The organism is Streptomyces sp. Edi2, from assembly GCF_040253635.1.
Taxonomy (GTDB): domain Bacteria; phylum Actinomycetota; class Actinomycetes; order Streptomycetales; family Streptomycetaceae; genus Streptomyces.
Genome location: NZ_JBEJGX010000003.1, coordinates 5,284,485 through 5,307,488 on the forward strand (window position 1 = coordinate 5,284,485; position 23,004 = coordinate 5,307,488).

Annotated in this window: 16 protein-coding genes and 1 pseudogene; 11 read left to right on the forward strand and 6 right to left on the reverse strand. The window is 71.5% G+C overall.

Translation table 11 applies throughout. The features are described from left to right. Positions 1–180 precede the first annotated feature (180 nt). Both ABR737_RS26655 and ABR737_RS26660 read right to left on the reverse strand, forming a co-directional pair. The gene (locus ABR737_RS26655) at positions 181–1,674 is read right to left on the reverse strand and encodes a hypothetical protein (RefSeq protein ID WP_350252856.1); all 1,494 of its coding nucleotides are present in this window, start codon (positions 1,672–1,674) and stop codon (positions 181–183) included. Between the two features lie 10 nt (positions 1,675–1,684). Further along, positions 1,685–1,930 carry a MoaD/ThiS family protein gene (locus ABR737_RS26660; RefSeq protein WP_350256930.1) on the reverse strand — a complete coding sequence of 82 codons (246 nt, stop codon included), beginning with the start codon at positions 1,928–1,930 and terminating at the stop codon, positions 1,685–1,687. Positions 1,931–2,136: 206 nt separating this feature from the next. Here ABR737_RS26660 and ABR737_RS26665 point away from each other — a divergent pair, with 206 nt between their 5' ends. From ABR737_RS26665 to ABR737_RS26695, 7 genes are all read left to right on the forward strand, one after another. Further along, a complete protein-coding gene (locus tag ABR737_RS26665; protein ID WP_350252857.1) occupies positions 2,137–3,870 on the forward strand; it encodes an ABC transporter ATP-binding protein in 1,734 nt (577 codons plus the stop codon). Positions 3,871–3,983: 113 nt separating this feature from the next. After that, entirely contained in the window at positions 3,984–5,879 is a 1,896-nt protein-coding gene (locus tag ABR737_RS26670) for an ABC transporter ATP-binding protein (protein ID WP_350256931.1), read from the forward strand. 1,252 nt (positions 5,880–7,131) lie between these two features. Beyond that, on the forward strand, positions 7,132–7,986 hold the full coding sequence (locus ABR737_RS26675; protein WP_350252859.1) for a response regulator transcription factor: 855 nt from the start codon (positions 7,132–7,134) through the stop codon (positions 7,984–7,986). An 81-nt stretch (positions 7,987–8,067) separates the two neighbouring features. Further along, positions 8,068–9,093 carry a LacI family DNA-binding transcriptional regulator gene (locus tag ABR737_RS26680; RefSeq protein WP_350252860.1) on the forward strand — a complete coding sequence of 342 codons (1,026 nt, stop codon included), beginning with the start codon at positions 8,068–8,070 and terminating at the stop codon, positions 9,091–9,093. A gap of 115 nt (positions 9,094–9,208) precedes the next feature. Next, positions 9,209–10,357, forward strand: coding sequence for a S1C family serine protease (locus ABR737_RS26685; RefSeq protein ID WP_350252861.1), 1,149 nt, complete (start codon positions 9,209–9,211; stop codon positions 10,355–10,357). A 301-nt stretch (positions 10,358–10,658) separates the two neighbouring features. Beyond that, on the forward strand, positions 10,659–11,396 hold the full coding sequence (locus ABR737_RS26690) for a response regulator transcription factor (RefSeq protein ID WP_350252863.1): 738 nt from the start codon (positions 10,659–10,661) through the stop codon (positions 11,394–11,396). Further along, a complete protein-coding gene (locus ABR737_RS26695) occupies positions 11,393–12,916 on the forward strand; it encodes a HAMP domain-containing sensor histidine kinase (RefSeq protein WP_350252865.1) in 1,524 nt (507 codons plus the stop codon). The genes ABR737_RS26690 and ABR737_RS26695 overlap by 4 nt, the downstream gene beginning before the upstream one ends. Before the next feature lie 184 nt (positions 12,917–13,100). Here ABR737_RS26695 and ABR737_RS26700 read toward each other — a convergent pair whose 3' ends face one another. Further along, on the reverse strand, positions 13,101–14,504 hold the full coding sequence (locus ABR737_RS26700) for an LmeA family phospholipid-binding protein (protein ID WP_350252867.1): 1,404 nt from the start codon (positions 14,502–14,504) through the stop codon (positions 13,101–13,103). A 382-nt stretch (positions 14,505–14,886) separates the two neighbouring features. On the opposite strand from ABR737_RS26700, the gene ABR737_RS26705 reads away from it, so the two are divergent. Next, positions 14,887–15,744, forward strand: a complete 858-nt coding sequence (locus ABR737_RS26705) for an SDR family oxidoreductase (protein ID WP_350252868.1) — start codon at positions 14,887–14,889, stop codon at positions 15,742–15,744. Between the two features lie 44 nt (positions 15,745–15,788). Here ABR737_RS26705 and ABR737_RS26710 read toward each other — a convergent pair whose 3' ends face one another. Together ABR737_RS26710 and ABR737_RS26715 are read right to left on the reverse strand one after the other, a co-directional pair. After that, a complete protein-coding gene (locus tag ABR737_RS26710) occupies positions 15,789–16,331 on the reverse strand; it encodes a hypothetical protein (RefSeq protein ID WP_350252870.1) in 543 nt (180 codons plus the stop codon). Positions 16,332–16,455: 124 nt separating this feature from the next. Continuing rightward, a complete protein-coding gene (locus ABR737_RS26715; protein ID WP_350252872.1) occupies positions 16,456–18,264 on the reverse strand; it encodes a bifunctional metallophosphatase/5'-nucleotidase in 1,809 nt (602 codons plus the stop codon). Positions 18,265–18,488: 224 nt separating this feature from the next. Here ABR737_RS26715 and mshD point away from each other — a divergent pair, with 224 nt between their 5' ends. Continuing rightward, positions 18,489–19,427 carry a mycothiol synthase gene (gene mshD / locus ABR737_RS26720; RefSeq protein WP_350252874.1) on the forward strand — a complete coding sequence of 313 codons (939 nt, stop codon included), beginning with the start codon at positions 18,489–18,491 and terminating at the stop codon, positions 19,425–19,427. A gap of 233 nt (positions 19,428–19,660) precedes the next feature. Here the strand turns inward: mshD and ABR737_RS26725 are convergent, their stop codons facing one another. Next, complete coding sequence (locus ABR737_RS26725; RefSeq protein ID WP_350252875.1) at positions 19,661–20,266, reverse strand: GNAT family N-acetyltransferase; 606 nt, start codon at positions 20,264–20,266, stop codon at positions 19,661–19,663. A 93-nt stretch (positions 20,267–20,359) separates the two neighbouring features. On the opposite strand from ABR737_RS26725, the pseudogene ABR737_RS26730 reads away from it, so the two are divergent. Both ABR737_RS26730 and ABR737_RS26735 read left to right on the forward strand, forming a co-directional pair. Then, positions 20,360–21,313, forward strand: a pseudogene (locus ABR737_RS26730) (ATP-binding cassette domain-containing protein); the annotation flags it as partial. 395 nt (positions 21,314–21,708) lie between these two features. Beyond that, positions 21,709–22,749: an ABC transporter permease gene (locus ABR737_RS26735; RefSeq protein WP_350252879.1), complete on the forward strand. Its 1,041-nt coding sequence runs from the start codon at positions 21,709–21,711 to the stop codon at positions 22,747–22,749. The last annotated feature ends 255 nt before the right edge of the window (positions 22,750–23,004 follow it).

Here is a 23,004-nt window from a genome sequence, read left to right on the forward strand (position 1 = left end):
AACCACTTCCCCCACCTGGGCCGGATCCCGGCCGTGTCCGTGCAGGCCCCCTGCCTGCGCTCCGGGGAGCCTAGACGACGTGTTCGGGGAAACGGCAGCGGCGGCCGCCGGAACGCGCCAGGGGCGCTTCCGGCGGCCGCCGCCCGGTGCCGCTCACGGCATCGAGGGGATACCCGGGGGTTACCCCAGCGCCCGCCCCAGGACGTACACCGCGGGCGCGGCCAGCGCCAGCGGCAGGGCCACCCCCGCCGTCAGGTGGACGAAGCGGGACGGGTAGTCGTAGCTGGCCACCCGCAGACCGATCAGGGCACAGCCGCCGGCCGCCAGGCCCAGCAGCGCACCGGACGCGCCGAGGCCGGTCAGCTGCCCGGCCGCGATGCCGGCGCCCGCGGCGGCCACCAGGCAGATGGCGATCGAGGCGGCGGAGGGCAGCGGCAGGGCACGGGCCAGGGTCGCCACCGCGACCGCACAGGCGCCTGCCACCACTGCCTGCGGGCTCGCCGCGAGGTGGCCGGCGGCCAGCACCGCGAGCGCGGACGAGGTCAGGCCGGCGGTCAGCGCGTACATCCGCTCGTCGGCGCTGCTGCGATTGCGCAGCTGCAGGACGAGGACGAGCAGACACCACACCCCGAGCGTGCCGATGCCGACCAGCGGCGCGCTCGCGCGGTCGGTGGCGAGCAGCGCGACATCGGTGGTCAGTCCGCCCAGGAAGGCGAGCGCGATGCCCTGGCGGGCCGGCCACATGCCGTTGAGCCGGAACCAGCCGGCGGCGGTGACGGCCTGCAGCAGCGCCACCGGTACGGCGAGCACCGGGCGGCCCAGCGACGCGGTCAGCGCCAGCAGCAGGGCGAGCCCGGCGGTCAGCGCGGCCGGCTGGATCCCGGGCGGGATGATCGGCGAGCGGCCCTCGGCACGGGCGCGCTGGTTGGGGGCGAGCGGCGCGGAGGAGACCGACGCGGTGGAGACCGGTGCGCTCGAGGCCGGTGCGGGGGCGGCCGGTGCGGATGCGGCGGCCGCCGCCGGCCGGGGCTGCTGAGGGTGCTGGGGGTGCCGGCGGGCGTACGGCTCGTCGGCCGGGCGGGCGGTCTGGTGCTGGAGGGGCAGCGGCGCGGTCTCCGCCGGGTGCGGGCCGCCGTAGCCGTCCTGGCCGTGGGCCGGCCGCTGCGGCTGCTGCTGCGGTTGAGGCTGTTGTGGTTGCTGCGGCTGCGGCTGCCGGTGCTGCTGCGGCTGCTGCTGTCCGTAGGCGTCGTACCCGTACTGGCCGCGCCCGTACGGGTCACGCCCGTACGGGTCGGGCCCCGGCCGGCCGTGTCCGTGCTGTCCGTGCCCCTGCGGTCCGTGCCCGTACTGCTCGGACCTCGGCGGCTGCTGCTGCGCGTCGGACCGCGGCTGCTGCTGCGCATAGGGGTCGTAGGCCTGCTGGCCCTGCCCGTAGGACGACGGCTGCCCGTGCGCTGCCTGGTGCCCGTGTGCTGCCTGCTGTCCCTGCGGCTGCTGCTGTCCGTAGGGGGCCTGCGGCTCGTACGGCACCTGCTGCCCGTAGGGGGCCTGTGCGGACTGCGGCGACTGTGGTGCCTGCTGCCCGTAGGGAGTCTGCTGCCCGTAAGGGGCCTGCTGGGCGTAGGGATCGTGCGGCTCGTACGGATGGCGGTGCTGCGGCTGGTTGTCGCTCATGGTCGTGTGTTCACCCTCCCGCGAACGGCGGCAGGACCTCGACGGTGCCGCCCTCGGCCAGCGGCACCGCCTGGTGGTCGCGGGTGCCGACCGGATCGCCGTCCACCAGGAATGAGCAGCGCAGCAGGACGCGCCCGAACTCGGGGTTCGCAGCATGCGCCGTGCGCGCCGCGTCGAGCGCCTCGGCGAGCGTCGCGGCCGCATACGGCTCCTCTGCCGTGCCGGCGGCGGCCTTGGCCGCGGCCCAGTAGCGCACGGTGCCAGTTGTTGTCACGGCGGCCTCTTCGTCGTGTCGGTCGGGGGACGCCCCCGTGGTGGCGGGGCCCCGTCGTTGCCGCCTCCATGATGGCCTACGCGGCGGGTGATCCGGCTCCGGCAAGTTCTGGCAAAGGCTCCGGGCCCGTGCAGGCCGTACGCCGGAAATTCGATTGCCGCGGGCAAGCGTTCGCCTAGGCTCATGTCGTGTTGGTCCGACTCGCACGGGCGCATTTGCGGCCCCACCGGCGCTCGATATCCGTGATCGTGCTGCTTCAGCTGATCCAGACCCTGGCAACCCTCTATCTGCCCACCCTCAACGCCGACATCATCGACAACGGTGTCGTGAAGGGGGACACGGGCTACATCCTCGGCGTCGGCGGTTTCATGGCCGCCGTCACCCTGCTGCAGATCGTCTGCGCGATCGGTGCCGTCTACTTCGGTGCCCGTACGGCCATGGCCCTCGGCCGGGACATCCGTGCCGCGGTGTTCGACCGGGTGCAGTCCTTCTCCGCCCGCGAGATGGGCACCTTCGGCGCGCCGTCGCTGATCACCCGCACCACCAATGACGTCCAGCAGGTCCAGATGCTGGTGCTGATGACGTTCACGATGATGGTCTCGGCGCCGATCATGTGCGTCGGCGGCGTCGTGATGGCGCTCAACCAGGACGTGCCGCTGTCCGGCCTCCTCCTGGTCATCGTCCCGGTCCTCGGGATTCTCGTCTCACTGATCGTGCGCCGGATGCGTCCGCTGTTCCGCGGGGTGCAGGAGCGCATCGACACCGTCAACCGCGTGCTGCGCGAGCAGATCACCGGCATCCGCGTCATCCGCGCCTTCGTCCGCGACGGGCACGAGCGCGAGCGGTTCGCCGGGGCCAGCACCGATCTCTACGACGTGTCGCTGCGCGCCGGCCGGCTGATGTCGATGATGTTCCCGCTGGTCATGCTGATCGTGAACCTCTCCAGCGTGGCCGTGGTGTGGTTCGGCGGGCTGCGGATCGACAGCGGGTCCATGCAGATCGGCGCGCTGACGGCGTTCCTCAGCTACCTGATGTACATCCTGATGTCGATCATGATGGCGACGTTCATGGTGATGATGCTGCCGCGCGCCGAGGTCTGCGCCGAGCGCATCCAGGAGGTGCTGGGGACCGACTCCAGCGTCACTCCGCCCTCGAACCCCGTCACCGAGCTCCGCCGCCACGGCGAACTGGAGCTGCGCGGCGTCGAGTTCCGTTTCCCGGGCGCCGAGCAGCCGGTCCTCAAGGACATCTCGCTGATCGCCCGCCCCGGTGAGACCACCGCCGTCATCGGCTCCACGGGCTCCGGCAAGTCGACCCTCCTGGGGCTCGTCCCGCGGCTGTTCGACGCGACCGGCGGCACGGTCCTGGTCGACGGCGAGGACGTCCGCACCCTCGACCAGGAGACGCTGGCCAGAGCCATCGGCCTGGTCCCGCAGAAGCCGTACCTCTTCTCCGGCACCGTCGCCACCAACCTGCGCTACGGCAACCCGGACGCCACCGACGACGAGCTGTGGCACGCCCTGGAGACCGCCCAGGCGCGGGACTTCGTCGAGCGGATGGAAGGCGGCCTGGACGCCCCCATCGCACAGGGCGGCGGCAATGTCTCCGGCGGCCAGCGCCAGCGGCTGGCGATCGCCCGCGCCCTGGTGCGACGCCCCGAGATCTACCTCTTCGACGACTCCTTCTCCGCGCTGGACTACGCGACGGACGCCGCGCTGCGGGCCGCGCTCTCCCGCGAGACCGACCGCGCGACGGTAGTGATCGTCGCCCAGCGGGTCGCCACCATCCGCGGCGCCGACCGGATCGTCGTCCTCGACGAAGGCCGGGTCGTCGGCACCGGCACCCACACCGAGCTGATGGCCGGCAACGAGACCTACCGGGAGATCGTGCTCTCCCAGCTCACCGAGCAGGAGGCGGCGTGACCACCGCGGACAAGGGGGCGGCTCCCCGGGCCGAGACCCCGGCGGCCACCGAGGAGACCCATCGGGCGGCCCCGAGAAGAGGCCCGGCCCCCGCGGCCGGGCCCGCCCGGATGATGGGCGGCCAGCCCACCGAGAAGTCGATGGACTTCAAGGGCTCCGGCAAACGGCTGCTGGCCCAGATGCGGCCCGAGCGCGCCATCATCTCCGTCGCCCTGGCGCTGGGCGTGCTGAGCGTGGCGCTCACGGTCGTGGGCCCCAAGCTCCTCGGCCACGCCACGGACCTGATCATGGCCGGCGTCATCGGCGGCCAACTGCCCGCCGGCCTCACCAAGGCCCAGGCCGCGGACCAGCTGCGCGCCCACGGCCAGGGCGGTCTCGCCGACATGGTCGCCGCGATGCCGGCCGTCCCCGGCCAGGGCATCGACTTCGGCGCCGTCGGCCAGGTCCTGCTCTGGGTCACCCTGACCTATGTGGCTGCCTCGCTGTTCGGCTTCGTCCAGGCCAGGATCGCCACCCGCGTCGTCCAGCGCACGGTCTTCCGCCTGCGCGAACAGGTCGAGGAGAAGCTGGCGCGGCTGCCGCTGAGCTACTTCGACCGGCAGCAGCGCGGTGAAGTGCTCTCCCGGGCGACCAACGACATCGACAACATCCAGCAGACGCTGCAGCAGACCCTCAGCCAGATCGTGGTCTCGCTGCTGACCATCGTCGGGGTGCTGGTCGTGATGTTCTGGATCTCGTGGCTGCTGGCGCTGGTCGCCCTGGTCACGGTCCCGGTCTCCGTCGTCGTCGCCACCAAGGTCGGCAAGCGCGCCCAGCCGCAGTTCGTCCAGCAGTGGAAGACCACCGGCAAGCTCAATGCGCACATCGAGGAGATGTACACCGGCCACAGCCTGGTGAAGGTCTTCGGCCGCCAGCGGGAGTCCGCCGAGCTGTTCCGCGAACAGAACGAGGCCCTGTACGCCGCCGGGTTCAAGGCCCAGTTCATCTCCGGGATCATCCAGCCCGCGATGATGTTCATCGGCAACCTCAACTACGTCCTGGTGGCCGTGGTCGGTGGCCTCCGCGTCGCCTCCGGGGCCCTGTCCATCGGCGACGTCCAGGCCTTCATCCAGTACTCCCGGCAGTTCAGCCAGCCGCTCACCCAGGTCGCCTCGATGGCCAACCTCGTCCAGTCCGGTGTCGCCTCCGCCGAGCGGGTCTTCGAACTCCTCGACGCGGAGGAGCAGGACCCCGACCCCGAGCGTCCTGCCCGGCCCGACCGCGTCGAGGGCCGGGTCGCGTTCGAGGACGTCTCCTTCCGATACGCGCCGGACAAGCCGCTCATCGAGGACCTGTCGCTGGCCGTCCACCCCGGCCAGACGGTGGCGATCGTCGGCCCGACGGGCGCCGGCAAGACCACCCTCGTCAACCTCCTGATGCGCTTCTACGAGGTGCGCGGCGGCCGGATCACCCTCGACGGCACCGATATCGCCGCGATGTCGCGCGAGGAGCTGCGCGCGCACATCGGCATGGTCCTCCAGGACACCTGGCTCTTCGGCGGCACGATCGCCGAGAACATCGCCTACGGAGCCCCCGCGGGCACCCCGATGGACAAGATCGTGGCGGCCGCGCGGGCCACCCACGTCGACCGCTTCGTCCGCACCCTGCCGGACGGCTACGACACGGTGCTCGACGACGAGGGCAGCAATGTCTCCGTCGGCGAGAAGCAGCTGATCACCATCGCCCGCGCCTTCCTCGCCGAGCCCGCGATCCTCGTCCTGGACGAGGCCACCAGCTCGGTCGACACCCGCACCGAAGTCCTCATCCAGCACGCAATGGCCCAGCTCCGCACCGGCCGCACCAGCTTCGTCATCGCCCACCGCCTCTCCACGATTCGCGACGCGGACGTCATCCTCGTGATGGAAAACGGGGCGATCGTGGAACAGGGGCCCCACGATGCGTTGTTGGCCGCGAACGGTGCGTATGCGCGGCTCTATGCCGCGCAGTTCTCCGAGGCGATTACGGGGTGACCCGCACGTTGTCGGCTTTCCAGCCGTGGGGGTTTCTCTCGCTTTCGCCTGGCGGCGGGCCGGTTCGCTGCGCTTTGCTGCCGCCCCGGGTTTCGGCTTTCTCGCCGTTGCGCCTGCGGCGGGCGGTGCCGCTGCGCGGGGCTGTCGGGGTGCGGTGACGGGCCTCCGCGGGTGGGGTGCCGGACTGCTTCGCTTTACGTCCGGCACCCCACCCGCTCCGGCCCGTCCCCTCCCGTTGGGTGGGTGGGAAGAAGGCCAGTGGGGGGTGGCTGTGGATGGTCCGGTACGTGTCGTGGATGTAGGGCACGGCCGTGGGCACAGGGCACGGCCGTGGCACAGGGAATGGTCGTGGCACGGGGATGGGCTGCGGCACGGGGGAAATGTCTGTGATCGACGCCGCCCCCACCCACGTTCACTTACTCACTCACGGGAGGGGACGGGCCGGAGGGGCCTGGTGTGTGGGCTTTGCTTCCGAAGGCTCCAAGAAAGAGCAAAGGCGGAGCGCAGCGGAGCGTAAAGCGAAGCAGTCCACACACCAGGCCCCGGAGGTCCGTCACCGCACCCACAGCCCCGCGCAGCGGACCTGGCCCGCCGCAGGCGAAACAAAGAGAAACCCCCACGGCGGGTCAGCCGAAAACGTGCCGAGGCAAAGCGCAGCGGACCGGCCCGCCGCAGGCGAAACAAGAGAAACCCCCACGGCGGGCCAGCCGAAAACGTGCCGAGGCAAAGCGCAGCGGAAGGCATTCCACATCGTGGGACGGCCCAGAAGAAAAACGCGACCTTCCGCCGCGCCCGGCGCAGCCACCGGCGGAGCCGGTCCGTGGAGCCCCGGCCGAGACGGCCGGATCCGCTTCAGATGGGGGCCGACCGGGGGCGCGGGAGCCCCCGGATCCGGCCGCCGGCAGCGGTCACCACACGGCCCCGGCGAGCACACGAAGTGACCGGCGGAACACAAGAAGCTGCAAAGTCGACCCCCGGTCGGGAGGCCACTTGGGATATCCTGCTGGGCAAGAAGGATCCGGGCAGCGTAGCCCCCGGGTCCTTTTGTGCTTTGAGCCGCTCCCGTCGCGCGGCTGAAAGGACCGTACGAAGCAGTGCCGCAGACTCCCCCGGCCGAGGCCGGGAGCCCCGTCGCAGGGACCGAGGAGGAACCAGACGTCATGGGCGAGCGAAGCAGGCAGGACCGCACGCAGGGCAGGCAGGACCGCACGACGAGGATGGAACGCCCCAAGATGAGGGTAGGTGGTCGCAAGTGAGTTCACTTCTGCTCCTGACCAACGCACTCCAGCCGTCGACGGAGGTGCTTCCCGCGCTCGGCCTGTTGCTGCACAGCGTCCGGGTGGCTCCCGCCGAAGGACCGGCTCTCATCGACACCCCAGGTGCCGACGTCATACTGATCGACGGCCGCCGCGATCTCCCGCACGTACGGTCGCTGTGCCAGCTGCTGCGATCCACGGGCCCCGGCTGCCCGCTGGTCCTGGTCGTGACGGAGGGCGGACTCGCCGCCGTCACCGCGGACTGGGGGATCGACGACGTCCTGCTGGACACCGCGGGGCCCGCCGAGGTCGAGGCACGGCTGCGGCTGGCGATGGGCCGCCAGCAGATCACGACCGACGACAGCCCGATGGAGATCCGTAACGGCGATCTCTCGGTGGACGAGGCGACCTACAGCGCGAAGCTGAAGGGGCGGGTCCTGGACCTGACCTTCAAGGAGTTCGAGCTGCTGAAGTACCTGGCGCAGCACCCGGGCCGGGTGTTCACCCGTGCCCAGCTCCTGCAGGAGGTGTGGGGCTACGACTACTTCGGCGGTACGCGGACGGTCGACGTCCATGTCCGCCGGCTGCGCGCCAAGCTCGGCCCCGAACACGAGTCGCTGATCGGCACGGTCCGCAACGTCGGCTACCGCTTTGTGACGCCGGAGAAGGTGGAGCGGGCGGCGGAGGCCAAGGCCAAGGAGGTCAAGGCCAAGGATGACGCGGCGAAGGCGGCGAAGCCCGCCCCGGACGCGGCGCCGGCCGAGCGCCGCGCGCCCGGGAGCGGTGACGGCTCCGGGAAGGCCGTCGCCACCGGCGACGACTCCCACGGCGTACGGGCCGGACGCAGGTAGCGCAGTGGTGGTGCGGCAGGCCCGTGAACCCGCGGAGAACTGCCGCACACGCCGTTGCACCACCCGCGTAGACTGCCGCGCGTGGCCAAGGTGACGCGGGATGATGTGGCAAGACTGGCGGGTACCTCGACCGCCGTTGTCAGTTACGTCATCAACAACGGACCACGGCCGGTTGCTCCGGCCACGCGCGAGCGGGTGCTCGCCGCCATCCAGGAGCTCGGCTACCGGCCGGACCGTGTCGCGCAGGCGATGGCGTCCCGTCGTACCGACCTCATAGGCCTGATCGTGCCGGACACCCGGCAGCCGTTCTTCGCGGAGATGGCGCACGCCGTCGAACAGGCCGCCGCCGAGCGCGGAAAGATGGTCCTGGTCGGCAACGCCAACTATGTCGACGAGCGCGAGGTGCACTATCTGCGCGCCTTCCTCGGGATGCGGGTGTCCGGGCTGATCCTGATCAGCCAAGGGCCCAGTGAGCACGCCGCCGCCGAGATCGACGCCTGGGACGCCCGGGTGGTGCTGCTGCACCGCCGGCCGGACGCCATCGACGATGTCGCGGTGATGACCGACGACGTCTGGGGCGCGCAGCTGGCGACCCGGCATCTGCTGGAGCACGGCCATCCCTACGTCGCCTTCCTCGGCGGCACGGAGGAGACCCCGAAGTCCGGCGACCCGGTCACCGATCACGTCGAGGGCTGGCGGCGGGCCATGCTGGAGTCCGGGAAGTCCACGGACGGCCGCTACTTCCAGGCGCCGTACAACCGCTACGACGCCTACCAGGCCGCGCTGAAGCTGCTGGCAGGTCCGGACCGGCCGCCGGCCATCATGTGCGCGACGGACGACCAGGCGATCGGGGTGCTGCGGGCCGCCCGCGAGCTGCGGATCGATGTGCCGGGCGAGCTGGCGGTCGCGGGCTTCGACGACGTGAAGGAAGCCGGGCTGACCGATCCGCCGCTGACCACGGTCGCCTCGGACCGCCAGGCGATGGCGCGCGCGGCGGTGGATCTGGTGCTGGACGACGGGCTGCGGATCGTCGGCTCCCGGCGCGAGCGGCTGCGGCAGTTCCCGTCGCGGCTGGTGGTGCGGCGCTCCTGTGGCTGTGGCGGCTGACGGAGCCGGGACGTACCGCTGATCCGGGCGCCTTTATATCGGTCATACCCTCTTCTGTCGGGTCTCTCAGGGCATTCTCAGGCCGTTCTCATGGACCGGCGGCAGAGTGATCATCATGACCGAGAGCTACCGCCGAAGCGGCGATGAGGTGCCACAGGACCGGCCGTACGCGTACGGCAACGATTTCGGTAACGGCCACGGCAATGAGCGTGGCGACGCCTACGGCAACGACTACGGCAACGATCACGGCCGTCCGTACGGCCACGGGGTGGGTCAGAGTGTGCCGGGCGCGGCGGGCGCCGGGGGCGCTGGGGAGCGGGCGTTTCCGCCACCGCCCCCGTACGCGCCCGAGCCGCGGCGGCGGGCCCGCCGGCCGGTCGCGCTGATCGCGGCGGTGGCACTCGTCTCCGGTCTCATCGGGGGTGGCAGTGCGGCACTGATCGCCGGTGCCACCACCCAGGCGACACAGAGCGGCCCCTCCACGCCGCTCGTCAACGCGGGCAAGACCGGCGGCAGCGGCGTCTCGGGGGTGGCCAAGGCAGTCAGCCCGGCGATCGTGGAGATCAAGGCGCGGACCGGCAGCGGCGAGTCCACCGGCTCCGGTGTGGTCGTCACCAGCAGCGGCGAGATCGTCACCAACAACCACGTGGTGGCCGGCGCCCGCACGGTCGCGGTCACCTTCAGTGACGGCAGCCGGAAGTCGGCCGAGGTCGTCGGCACCGACCCCGGCAAGGACCTGGCGCTGATCAAGGTGCGCGGTGCCAAGGGTCTGACGGCGGCCTCGCTCGGCGACTCCGACAAGATCACGGTCGGCGACCAGGTGGTGGCGATCGGCTCGCCCGAGGGCCTGACCGGGTCCGTGACCAGCGGTATCGTCTCCGCCCTCAACCGGGATGTCACCGTCCCCAAGGAGGAGGGACAGGGGCAGGGCCAAGGCCAGGGGCAGGACGGGCAGGGCGGCGGCGGTGGCTGGCCCTTCGAGTTCGGCGGCAACCATTACAACGGCGACACCGGCTCGTCGAAGACCTCGTACAAGGCCATACAGACCGACGCCTCGCTCAACCCGGGCAACTCCGGTGGCGCCCTGATCAATATGCAGGGGCAGATCGTCGGCATCAACTCCGCGATGTACTCGCCGAGTTCGGCGAGCAGCAGCACGGCAGGAAGCATCGGCCTCGGCTTCGCCATCCCGATCAACACCGTCAAGGATGATCTGGACTCTCTGCGTGGCGGCGGGAGCGGTGGCAGCAACAGCGGCGTCTGATCGTCCGCCCGTCCGCCCGTCCGCCCGTCCACCCGTCCTTCTCCCCAGCGGTCGCCGGGAAGTACCCCGGCGACCGCTGGAGCGTGCCACCGGCCCGTCCCGGCGCCCGACCCCGCCTCCGGCCGCCCCGACCCGTCCCCGCCCCGACCCAGCCCCGGCACGGGACTCCCCGGATGCCGTCCAGGAGTACCCTCTCGCGCCTCCCCCTGTCAGACGGCCCCCGCCGTGCAAGGCTGAGTACCAGCCGTTCCCGCCGTTCCCGCCGTTCCGCCGTTCCGTTTCCCACCCGAGGTAGTCACGCATGAGCCCCGCCGAGCACGGTGATCATCCCGCCCGCATCCTGATCGTCGACGATGAGCCCGCGGTCCGGGAGGCCCTGCAGCGCTCGCTCGTCTTCGAGGGGTACGTCACCGAGCAGGCGGTCGACGGTCTGGACGCGGTCGAGAAGGTCGCCGCCTTCGACCCCGAACTGATCGTGCTGGACGTCCTGATGCCCCGGATGGACGGGCTGACCGCCGCCCGCCGGCTGCGGGCGAGCGGGGTGCGGGTGCCGATCCTGATGCTGACCGCCCGTGACACCGTCGGCGACCGCGTCACGGGGCTGGACGCCGGCGCCGACGACTACCTCGTCAAGCCCTTCGAGCTGGACGAGCTGCTGGCCCGGATCCGCGCACTGCTGCGCCGCAGCTCGTACGCGGCGGCGGCCGGTGCGCAGCCCGAGGAGGGCGAGACGCTGAGCCTGGGTGATCTGCGGATGGACCTGGCGACCCGCGAGGTGACCCGGGGCAGCCGGCAGGTCGAGCTGACCCGTACCGAATTCACCCTGCTGGAGATGTTCCTCGCGCACCCACGGCAGGTCCTCACCCGTGAGCAGATCCTGAAGGCCGTATGGGGCTTCGACTTCGAGCCCACCTCCAACTCCCTTGATGTGTACGTGATGTATCTGCGCCGCAAGACGGAAGCGGGCGGCGAGCCGCGGCTGGTGCACACCGTGCGGGGGGTCGGCTACGTCCTGCGGGCGGACGGCGGCGCGGAATGACCGGGCCGGCCCCCGAGCACGGAGCGCACGGAGCACACGGAGCACACGGCACGGGCTTTGCGCGGAGCAGGATCGGCGCCCGGATCGCGCGGCTGCCGTTGCGCTCGCGGCTGACCCTGCTCACCGCGACCGCGGTGGCGGTGGCGGTGGCCGTCTCCGCGCTGGCCTGCTGGCTGCTCACCCGGGCCCAGCTGCGCGACGAGGTGGACAACTCGCTGCAGAACGTCAGCGTCCCCGCGGAGTACCTGCAGGTGACCTACGCCAACTGCCAGCCCACCGACCCGACCGAGAACAAGAACGCCCCGCCCTCGTACTACAACGTCCAGATCGTCCAGGTCGACGGCTCGCGCTGCATCGGGCCCAACTCCCAGCCCCTGCAGGTGCAGCGCTCGGATGTCGCGGTGGCTCGGGGCCTGCAGCGCGACACCCTGCATGACGCCGTCACCACCGACGGCACGGACGTCCGGGTGCTGACCAAGCACATCGGCGTCCAGGGTGTGCAGTTCGCGGTCTCCATCTCCCACCCGCTGACCGAGGCCAACAGCGCGCTGAACCAACTGGCGCTGCTGCTCGCGGCGGTCGCGGGGCTGGGCGGCATCGGCGCGGGCACGGCGGGACTGGTCATCGCGCGTTCCGGCCTCAAGCCGGTGGACCGGCTGACCGGCGCCGTCGAGCACGTCGCCCGCACCCAGGACCTGACCATCCGCATCCCGGCCGACGGCGAGGACGAGATCGCCCGGCTCTCCCGCTCCTTCAACGCCATGACCGCCGCGCTGGCCGCCTCCCGCGATCTCCAGCAGCAGCTGATCGCGGATGCCGGCCATGAGCTGCGTACGCCGCTGACCTCGCTGCGTACCAATATCGACCTGCTGGTGCGCAGTGAGCAGGCCGGCCGGCCGATCCCGGCGGCCGACAAGGCGGCGCTGCTGGCCTCGGTGAAGGCGCAGATGGGGGAGCTGGCGGCGCTGATCGGCGATCTGCAGGAGCTGTCGCGGCCCCCGGCTCCTGGACAGAGCGCCATCGAGGTCGTGGCGCTGCACGAGATCGTCGGCTCCGGGCTGCAGCGGGCCCGGCTGCGCGGCCCGTCCCTGACCATCGCGGCGGACCTCGCCCCCTGGTACGTACGGGCCGAGCCGGCCGCGCTGGAGCGGGCGGTGGTGAACCTGCTGGACAACGCGGTGAAGTTCAGCCCGCCCGGCGGCACCGTCGAGGTCCGGCTGGCGGGTGGCGAGCTGACCGTGCGCGATCACGGTCCGGGCATTCCGCAGGACGAACTCCCGCACGTCTTCGAGCGGTTCTGGCGCTCGCCGTCCGCCCGCAGCCTGCCGGGCAGCGGCCTGGGGCTGTCGATCGTGGCGCGTACGGCGGAACAGGCGGGCGGCGCCGTACGGCTGCGGTCCGCGGACCTCGGCGGCACCGAGGCGGTACTGACCCTGCCGGGCGCCGCGACGCCGCCGCCGGGGATGCCGGAGGAGCCGCCGGGGCCGAGGCCCCAGGGCCCGCTGCCGGGAGCGCAGTAGGGGCGCGGTAGCGGCGGAGCCCCGGGAAGGTAGTGAGGGCGGAGTCCCGGGAAGCCAGTGAGGGCGCAGTCCTGGGAACGGGACGCAGCCCGGAACGCAGTAGGGGCGGCGTCCCCAAGACGCCGCCCCTACTGCGTTCCTGCCGCCCGCCCCTGCCGGGGCGAGCCCTCACTTCTCCACGTCGCTACTTCTTCGCCGACTTCTTCGCCGACTTCTTCGCCGCGTCCCCGAACGGCAGGTTCGACCCCGAAAGGTCGGCGCGGATGCCGTCCCGCTCGACGGAGATATGTTGCAGCCGGACGTTCCCGGGCGTCTTGGGGAGCTGGAAGGACAGCGACAGCCGGTCCGCGAGCTGCGGCTTGGTGAGCCCGGTCAGCGTGCCGAGGATCTTCGGGTCGATGCCCACCTTCTGCAGCAGCCAGGGGTGGTCCGCGACCACATCGACGAGATTGACCTTCATCAGCTTCTGGACGAAGCGCGGCGACCCGGTCAGCTCGTGCAGCTTCTGCTCGTTGTTCAGCGCGTCCTGGATGTAGGCCTTGGGGATGCCGATGCGGTCGACGATCGCCGGGATGCTGAGCATCGCCTTGACCTTCTCGGCCTGCCGGCTGAGCTGGGCGGCGGTCTTGCGGGTCAGCCGCAGGCCCTCTTCCTTGCCGGTGCCGGGGCGGTAGACGGCGATGTCACCGATGTCCAGGCGCATCCGGCTGATGTCGGTGGAGATGCCGCGGTCGCCGGCCCGCTGAATGCGCGCCTCGGCCCGTACCCGCAAATCATGTCCGGCGACCGGCAGTTGCCCGACCGCGCGAACGGAATTCGGGCCCATCTCGCTGAATTTCACCTGCGAGGCGCCCAGTTCGCGGTTCATGTCGTCGAAGGCCAGTAGCACGCTGCCGTGCATTTGGCCGATCGTGGCGCCCTTGATGGAGCTGGGCAGATCGCCGTCGATACGGACGTCGTTGGCGGTGGCCTCGAATTTCGCCAGCGAAACCCGGTCGGCGGCCAGGTCGGGAATGGTGACCTTCACCTGGTCGACGTGCTTGTCCATGACCTGGGTGAGGAACGGGAATCCCTCGATATCGACCTCGGGAGTGGCGTTCAGATGCAGGGCATCCTTCACCTTTTCCGCGGTCTTGTTCTGCGCGTACAGCACCGCGAACCGGTCGAAGAGCCCGAGGAAGGAGGTGCCGACGACGACGGCGACCAGCAGCTTCAGGGCGAGCGGTATGGCGGCGAACCGGCTGAAGCCGCGCTTCTTGCGACGGTGGTTCGGCGGCTTCCAGGCCTCGCCGTCCGTCTCGTCGTCCGAGCGAAGGCCGAGACCCAGCGGGTCGTCGCTGTCGTCGCGCTCGTTGAGGTAGGTGCGGCGGTGGGGAGCGCCGACGGCGTCCAACGAGTCCGATCCCCACTCCGGTTCGGGCTCCGGCTCGGGATCGGCGAGGGCCGCCAGATCCGCGTACGGGTTGACCATGTCGAGCTTTCTGGTGTCGCCCGTGGAGTCGTCCGGGGCGCCCGTTGTGGCGGTGGCGGAGTGCGGCCGACTGACGGGCGTGGGTGAAGGTGAAGGTATGCGTGTGGGGGTTCGCATCCGTACATCTGACCACGGTCAGGACCCTTGAACGCAAGTTGTACCGGCGGTAAGTCGGATACGTGAGGGTTGTCCCGCCGGTCTTGATAAAAATTTGCCGCGCTTGTGGGGTGACCTGAACTACCGTCACCTCTCTTGGTGACCTGACCGACAGTGTGCGCCTTGTCGGGATCCGTCGCTCTCTCTCCGTCGTATCGGTCGTATCCGCCGCGTCGGCTCTACGGGCTGTATCAGCCGTATCAGCCGTACGTACCGGCCGTATCCGCTGTGGCGCACCTTCTTGGATTCCTCCCGCTCCCTCAGTCCGTTCGACTCATTCCACTCACTCGACCGACAAACCGAAGAGGGCAGTCATCCCATGACGTCTCACGAAGGCCGTTCCATGATCGTTGTTACCGGGGCAACCGGCAATATCGGCCGCAGCCTGGTCGGCCGGCTCCTCGCCGAGGGTGCCGCCGTACGCGCGCTGACCCGCGATCCGGCGCGCGCCGCGCTGCCGGCCGGTGCCGAAACGGTCGGCGCCGACCTCACCGGCACCGACGACCTCGCCCCGCTGCTGGCCGGCGCCGATGCGCTGTTCCTCAATCTCGCGGCGGGCGGCGAGCGGGCCGCGGCGGCCGTACTCGACGCCGCCGCCAGGGCCGGGGTCCGCCGAGTGGTACTCAACTCCTCGATGGCGGTGTCCGATACTCCGGCCGACGACGCGCATTTCGTCTCCCGGATGCACGCCGGCCTGGAGCGCGCGGTACGCGCATCCGGTCTGGAGTGGACCTTTGTCCGCGGCGGCAACTACGCCACCAACGCCCTTGCCTGGGCCCCGTCGATCCGCGGAGCGGGAGTGGTACGCGAGGCCCACCCGGGTGCCCAGGGCGCCCCCGTTCACGAGGCCGACCTCGCCGACGTCGCGGCCGTCGCCCTGCTGGACCGCAGCGGCGCACACCTGGGCAAGGCGTATGCCGTCACCGGCCCGGAGCAGATGACCCTCGCCCAGCAGATCGCCGAGATCGGGCGGGCGACCGGCAAGGACGTCCGGGTCGAGCAGATCTCCGAGGAGGAAGCGGCCGAGGCGATGTCCGGGCGGTTCCTGACCAAGGAGGACGCACTGGAACTCGTCCGGATGTTCGGCGGGACGGTCGACACACCGCTCTTCCCCGTCTCGGACGCCGTCGAACGGATCACCGGCCGCCCGGGCCGCACGTTCGCCCGCTGGGCACGGGATCACGCGGCCGACTTCTCCTGACCCCCCTGAACGCCCCTGAGGGCCGCCGGCGCCCCCGGCGGCCCTCAGGCGATTCCGCCGGCCCGCAGGAGCCTTCGGTGGAGCACGGCCAGCGGCACCATCACCACCGCACCCGCAAAGAAGTACCCATTGATCGCCATGTCCGTCCAGAACGTCCCGGACGCGAGGTCAGCCGGCCGCTCCGCGAGCCCCAGCAGGCCGTAGGGGGTGAGCCCGGTGACCATGGTGAGGTCTTCGACGAGCCCCGGCACACCCCGTACGACCAGCAGAACCGCCCCGAACCGCAGCGGCAGCCACACCGTCCACGGGGGAAGGCGGCGGCCCCATGGCCGCACGGTGGCCAGGGCGACCACGGCACCCGCCGCCGACATCGCGGTGATCAGCCCGTCGTACGCGAGGAACACCCACACGGGGACGGTGCCCCGCTCACCCATCGCCGACCGGTAGTCGACGCCCATCCACAGATGCCAGACGAACGAGACGGTCAGCCACCCGAAGGCGGCATACGCCCAGAACACCGCCCGCCGCCGCAGGGACCGCACCGCGACCGCCGGTCCCGCCGAATCCGTACTCCGCACAGAAGCCATGCCCCGAACGCTACGAACGCCCCGGTGAGCGGGCATCCTTCTCGGGGCTTGCCTGCTTCCCCCGTGGGGCGGAACCCCCAACTCGGCCTGGGGGTCCCGCCGCCCGCCGATCCGCTGCCGCGGTTTACTTCACGACCGTGATCCGGTCCGCCTTCGGCGGGGTGAGGGGGCTGTCGGCCGAGGAGTGGGCGGTCAGGTAGCCGGTGAAGGCGTCCAGGTCGGAGGGGCCGACGTACTTGTTCTTGCCGTCCTTGAAGGCGGCGAAGCCGTCACCGCCGCCGGCCAGGAACTCGTTCATCGCCACGCGGTAGGTCTTGGCGGGGTCGAGCGCGGCGCCGTCGAGCTTGACCGAGTCCTTGACGACGCGGTCGGCGCCCTTCTTGGTCATGTCGAGGGTGTAGGTCAGGCCCCGGGAGATCTGGAGGACCTTCGGGGAGGCCTCGTTGGGGCCGCTGACCTGCTGCTGGAGTGCGGTGAGGAGCTGAGCGCCGGTGAGGTCGACGACGTTCATCATGTTGGTGAAGGGCTGGACGGTGAACGCCTCCCCGTAGGTGACCACCCCGTCGCCCTCCGAACCGGACGCCTTGAAGGCGAGGTCGGAGCGCACCCCGCCGGGGTTCATCAGGGCGAGCTGGGCGCCGCCCTTGCCGTCCGCCTTGGTGGCCTCCAGCTGGGCGTCGGCGATGACATCGCCGAGCGGTGACTCGGGGGCGGCGGCGCCGCGCCCCGCGATGTCGGCGGAGATATGGCCGACGGGACGGGCCGCGACCGGCGCGGCCAGCTTGTTCCAGCGGGTGATCAGCGACGTCATGTCCGCGGCCTTGGGCTGGGTGCGGTCGACGACGTGGTTGACCGCGCCGGGTGCCTTGACGCTGGTCCGCACGATGTCACGGGTGCGGCGGTCATAGGTCAGCGTGGTGTCGGTGTAGAGCTTGCCGTAGGACGCGGCGGAGGTGACGGTGCGCGGCCGGCCGGACGGGTCCGGGATGGTGCAGCTGTACGCCTGGTGGGTGTGGCCGGTGACCAGCGCGTCGACCTTCGGGGTGACGTGCTTGGCGATGTCGGTGATCGGCCCGGAGATACCGTCGCCTGGCCCGGGGCTGTCGCAGTTGTAGTTGTACGAGGTGGAGGCGGGCAGGCCGCCTTCGTGGATGAGGGCGACGATCGACTTCACGCCCTGCCGGTTGAGGACCTTGGCGTACTTGTTGATCGTCTCGACCTCGTCGTGGAACTTCAGGCCCTTGACGCCGTTGGCGCTGACGATGTCCGGGGTGCCCTCCAGCGTCACCCCGATGAAGCCGATCCTGACGCCCTTGTGCTTCCAGACGGTGTACGGCTTGAGCAGCGGCTTGCCGGTCTTCTCGTCCGTGACGTTGGCGGCGAGGTACGGGAAGTCCGCGCCCCGGAACTTCTTGCCCTTCTCGTAGCAGCCGTCCTTCGGGTGGCAGCCGCCCTTCTGGAGGCGGGTCAACTCGGTCCGGCCCTCGTCGAACTCGTGGTTGCCGACCGAGGTGACGTCGAGACCCAGCTTGTTCATCGCCTCGATGGTCGGCTCGTCGTGGAACAGCCCGGACAGCAGCGGGCTGGCCCCGACCAGGTCGCCGGCCGCGGCGGTGACCGAGTAGGGGTGACCCTTACGGGCCGTCCGCAGGGACTGCGCCAGGTACTCCACGCCGCCCGCCGGGATGCTCTTCTTGCTGCCGTCCGGCTGGGCCTCCTCGACCGTGCCGGAGGAGCCCTGCGGCGGTTCGAGGTTGCCGTGGAAGTCGTTGAAGGAGAGCAGCTGCACATCGACGGTGCGGCCGGTGCGGGCGGCGTGGCCGGTGTCGGCCCCGGCCGGCAGGGCGGCGGCGGTGAGCCCGGCGGCGGCCAGTACGGCGGCGCCGATCGTCAATCTTCGCAGGGCGCGGCCCCGTTGCGGTGTCGCTGGCATGTGTTCCCCTCCTGGATGGTCCTGAGCGGACGGCAGCTTATTGTCGACGCGCGTAGTGCAACAGGGGTTGCCGGGTGACGAGCTGGTTGCGGGGCGAGGGAGCGGCTGGTTGCCGGGCAGGTGATGAGCCGGTTGCCGGGAAGGGCGGGGGAACCTGGGGGATGCCCCTCCGGGAACGCGGGTGGTGCCCCGCCGGGAACCCGACTGGGTCGTACGCTTCACACATGACTGACGCTGCACAGGAGATGGGCCGGGCCGGCCGCCGGATCCAGGTGGTCGACGAGCTCGCGCCGGAAGAGGCCACGGCCGTCGCCGAGCTGATCGAGCGGGCGGCTCGTACGGACGGGCAGCCCGCCGTGTCCGAGCAGGGGCGGCTGCAGCTGCGCGGGGGCGCACGCCCCGGCGTACGCCATGTGCTGCTCTACCTGCGTGACGACGAGGCCGAGGAGCTGGTCGCGTACGGGCAGCTGGAGGACACCGACCCGGTGGAGGCACCGGCCGCCGAGCTGGTGGTGCACCCGGGCTACCGCGGCCGCGGGCACGGCCGGGCGCTGGGCAGCGAGCTGCTGGAGCAGTCCGGGCGCCGGCTGCGGGTCTGGGCCCACGGCGGGCATCCGGCCGCCCGGCATCTCGCCCAGACCCTCGGGCTGACGATGTTCCGGGAGCTGCGCCAGATGCGGCGCTCGCTGACGGACCTGGAGCTGCCGGAGCCGGTGCTCCCCGAGGGGGTGTCCCTGCGGACCTTCCAGCCGGGCACCGATGACGAGGCCTGGCTGGAGGTGAACGCGGAGGCCTTTGCGCACCACCCGGAGCAGGGTTCGCTGATCCAGCGCGATCTGGACGACCGTAAGGGCGAGGCGTGGTTCGACCCGAAGGGCTTCTTCCTGGCGGAGAAGGACGGCCGGCTGGTCGGCTTCCACTGGACCAAGGTGCACGTCGACGAGGGCCTGGGCGAGGTCTATGTGCTCGGGGTGCGGCCGGGTGCCCAGGGCGGCGGCCTGGGCAAGGCGCTGACCTCGGTGGGGCTGCGGCATCTGGCCGGCCAGGGCCTGCCGACGGCGATGCTGTATGTGGACGCGGACAACGCGGCGGCGGTGAGCGTGTATGAGCGGATGGGGTTCGCCACGCACGAGACGGATCTGATGTACCGATCGGAGACGTGAGGGCGGGCGGAGAGGCGAGACCGCTCGGAGGCGTGTAGCCGGGCGGAGTCGTGAGATCGCTCGGAGAGGGCGGGCCGGGCGGCGGATGAGCGCGCGGCGTGCGAGCGCATGACGGACGAGCGCACCACGGACGAGCATGCAGCGGGGCGGGCCCATCAGGGTCCGCCCCGCTTGTCATTGCTGCCGCGCGTGCTCTTCCTGCTGCGCCCGTCCACTCGTGCTGCTGCGGACCGTCACTCCTGTTGCCGCTGCGCCCGCCACTCCCGCGCCAGCATCGCGTAGACGACCTCGTCGGACCATTCCCCGTCCAGCAACTCGTTCTCCCGCAGATGGCCTTCCCGGCGCATCCCCAGCCGTTCGAGGACCCGGGCCGAGGCGGTGTTGCGCCCGTCCAACTCGGCCTGGATGCGGTGCAGGTGCAGTTCCTCGAAGCCCAGCTTCAGCAGCGCCCGGCTCGCCTCGGTGGCGTAGCCGTGGCCGGTGTGGTCCGGGTGGAAGACGTAGCCGATGCCGCCCTGGCGGTGCGTGCGGCTCTTCCAGAAGAAGGTGACGTCGCCGACCAGGGTGCCGCTCTCGCGGACGACGACGGCGAGCTGGAGGACGTCGCCGGACTCGCGCAGCGCGGTGCGGGTGGTCTTGGCGGTGACGGAGGCCCGCGACCCGGCCTCGTCGAAGGGGCCCCAGTAGAGGTAGCGGCAGACCTCGGGGCGGCGCTGGTAGGCGTGGATCGCGGCGAAATCGTCGTGGATGACCGGGCGCAGATCCAGGCGTTCGGTGCGTATCGGGTAGTCGGGGGTGTACGGCAGCGGCGGCGTCACGGGCGCGGAAAGCGGGGGCACGCCGCCAGCGTAGGCAGCGGAGGTTGACAGGTGCAGCCCATTTCCCCCACCCTTTCACTACTTAATTAGTGGAATGGCGCAGGGGGACGAGTGATGCGGCCGACGGGTACGGACGAGGTGGCCGGCCGGGCCTCGGGGCGCACCGCCATCGAGGCGGTCGGCCTCGGCAGGCGCCACCGCCGCCGCTGGGCCCTGCGGGACTGCACCTTCCGGCTGCCGGCCGGCCGTATCTGTGCACTGGTCGGGCCCAGCGGCGCCGGAAAGAGCACCCTGCTCTCGCTCGTCTCCGGCCTGACCCGCCCCAGCGAAGGGAGCGTACGGATCGGCGGCGGGGTCGGTGACCGGATCGGTGACCGAATCGACGACCGGATCGGTGGCGGGGTCCCGGACGGCGCCCCCGTCCGCGGCCGGATCGCCCATGTCACCCAGGGCAGGCCCCTCTATCCGCGGCTGACGGTCGCCGAGACACTGCGGATGGGCCGCGCGCTCAACCCCGGCCGCTGGAACGGGTCGTGCGCCGAACGGATCGTCCGGGAGGGCGGGATGCCCCTCGACGCCCGGGTCGGCACCCTCTCCGGCGGGCAGCGCACCCGCCTCGGGCTTGCTCTGGCCTTCGCCAGGAGCCCTGAACTCCTGCTTCTCGACGAGCCGTTGGCGGGGCTCGACCCGATCGCCCGGTACCGGTTCACCGCGCTGCTGCTGGCCCAGGCCGCCGAGCACGGCACCACCGTCGTGCTGTCGTCGGACCTGCTCGCCGAGCTCGACGGGGTCTGTGACCACCTGCTGGTACTGGGCGGTGGCCGGGTGCGGCTCGCGGGCGCGGTCGATGACGTCATCGGGGCGCACGCCCTGGTGATGGGGGCGCACCGGGACGGGGCGCTGCCACCCGCGATCGCGGCGCACACGATCGTCGAGACGCAGGTGTCAGGGCGTCACTTCACCGCCGTCGTACGGCGGAAGGGCCCGGTCGCCGCCGGGCCCTGGGAGACCGCGGACCCGTCCCTGGAGGAACTTCTGCTTGCCTATCTGCGCGCGTCCGATGCGCCCCACGCGCCCCATGAGCCCGACGCGCCCGCGCTGATTGAGGCGAGCCCGGAGCCGGTCTCGGCAGGGTGGCGCCGCCGGCCCGGCAACAGGCCGGGGATCCCCGGTCTGCCGCGCAACGGACCGCCCGGCCCGGCAGGCCGTACGGGCGGACGGGAAAGCCCGTCGAGGGGATGGGGCAGCCTGCCGGGCGGACGGAGCAGCCCGCCGAGCGGATGGGCCAGCCTGCCGGGCGGATGGGAAAACCCGCCGGACGGACGGAACAGCCCACCGGACGGACAGAACAGCCCATCGGGCGGACGGAACAGCCCTCCAAGCGGATGGGAAAGCCCGCCGGCCGGCGCGGCGGCCACACGGGGCACACGGTACGACCACCACAGCGGCAAGGGAGCGGCAGCATGACCACTACGGCACACCCCGGTACGAAGGGGCGCGGCACAGCGGGCGATCCGGGCGGGACCCGGGAGGCGGGGCTTGCACCGCTGCGCGGTCTCGTCTGGCTGGTGTGGCGCCAGCACCGGCTGGTCCTCGGCGTGCTGCTGGCCGCGGCAGTCGCAGGCGCGGTCTGGTGCGCGGTGCTGCGCGGCCAGATGGCCGGATTCATCGACGCCCACCACATCGCCGGCTGCTCGCAGATCTCCCTCGATCCGCGCTGCGAGCACACCCAGGAGGCGGTCACCACCTTCCGCGACACCTACGGCTCGCCCCTACGGCTCGTCGAAGTGGGCCTGGTGCTGCTGCCCGTCCTGGTCGGGCTGTTCCTCGGCGCCCCGCTGATCGCGCGCGAGCTGGAGGCCGGTACCCACAAGCTCGTCCTGACCCAGTCGGTCGGCCCGCTGCGCTGGCTGGCGGCGAAGATCTGCTTGCCCGCGCTGGTCGTCCTGACCGCCGCCACGGGGCTCTCGCTGGCCTACGGCTGGCTCTGGCAGGTCGCCGGGAACGAGGTCTCCGGCTTCTACTGGTACTCGACCCTCGGTTTCCACTCGCTCGGCCCGGTGCCGGTCGCCTACTCCCTGCTGGCCCTGGCGGTCGGCACACTGGCCGGTCTGCTGCTGCGCCGTACGGTGCTGTCGATGGGCGTCACGCTCGCCGCCGTCGTGGCGCTGCAGGTGGCACTGGCCCAGCTCAGGCCCTATCTGCTGCCGGCCGTGACGACGAAGTTCCCGCAGAACCGCCCCGCCCAGCTGCCGGACGACGACTGGCTCGTCGGGCAGGGCAACTACACCCGCTCCGGCGCCCGGCTGTCCGACGCCCCGTGCGATCCCTCCCCCGGCTACGACGCCTGTCTGCGGCAGCACGATGTGGCCGGCCAGTACATGGAGCACCACCCGGCGTCGCACCACTGGCCGCTGGCGTGGATCGAGGCCGGGATCGTGCTGGCGGTGGCGGCGGTGCTGACCGTGATCGCCTTCCGGGTGATGCGGCGCCGGCACGGCTGAGACCGGGGGGCCGCAGGGCGGGGGCGGGACGGGGCGCAGCGGCTCTTGTCCCGGCGGCCCCGGCCGCACCCGCCCCGCCCCACCCCGCAACCCGAAAGACACCATGCGTGTGACAAAGGCGGCCCCGGGGGAGGCACAGAAGCACGCACCCCGGCGAGGGCCCCCGGGCCCGGGCTCCGGGCCGTACCGCCACAGGAGCCCGCCCGGCCGCGGCTCGGGGTACCGCGGCCGCAGGGGCTCTCCCCAACGCCCCCC

Excerpts from the sequence above, each read along its gene's own strand:
- ABR737_RS26700 (WP_350252867.1), bottom strand. The coding sequence starts at position 14,504 with ATGCGAACCCCCACACGCATACCTTCACCTTCACCCACGCCCGTCAGT.
- ABR737_RS26735 (WP_350252879.1), top strand. The coding sequence starts at position 21,709 with ATGACCACTACGGCACACCCCGGTACGAAGGGGCGCGGCACAGCGGGC.
- mshD (WP_350252874.1), top strand. The coding sequence starts at position 18,489 with ATGACTGACGCTGCACAGGAGATGGGCCGGGCCGGCCGCCGGATCCAG.
- ABR737_RS26715 (WP_350252872.1), bottom strand. The coding sequence starts at position 18,264 with ATGCCAGCGACACCGCAACGGGGCCGCGCCCTGCGAAGATTGACGATC.
- ABR737_RS26690 (WP_350252863.1), top strand. The coding sequence starts at position 10,659 with ATGAGCCCCGCCGAGCACGGTGATCATCCCGCCCGCATCCTGATCGTC.
- ABR737_RS26685 (WP_350252861.1), top strand. The coding sequence starts at position 9,209 with ATGACCGAGAGCTACCGCCGAAGCGGCGATGAGGTGCCACAGGACCGG.
- ABR737_RS26695 (WP_350252865.1), top strand. The coding sequence starts at position 11,393 with ATGACCGGGCCGGCCCCCGAGCACGGAGCGCACGGAGCACACGGAGCA.
- ABR737_RS26710 (WP_350252870.1), bottom strand. The coding sequence starts at position 16,331 with ATGGCTTCTGTGCGGAGTACGGATTCGGCGGGACCGGCGGTCGCGGTG.
- ABR737_RS26705 (WP_350252868.1), top strand. The coding sequence starts at position 14,887 with ATGATCGTTGTTACCGGGGCAACCGGCAATATCGGCCGCAGCCTGGTC.
- ABR737_RS26655 (WP_350252856.1), bottom strand. The coding sequence starts at position 1,674 with ATGAGCGACAACCAGCCGCAGCACCGCCATCCGTACGAGCCGCACGAT.
- ABR737_RS26670 (WP_350256931.1), top strand. The coding sequence starts at position 3,984 with ATGGGCGGCCAGCCCACCGAGAAGTCGATGGACTTCAAGGGCTCCGGC.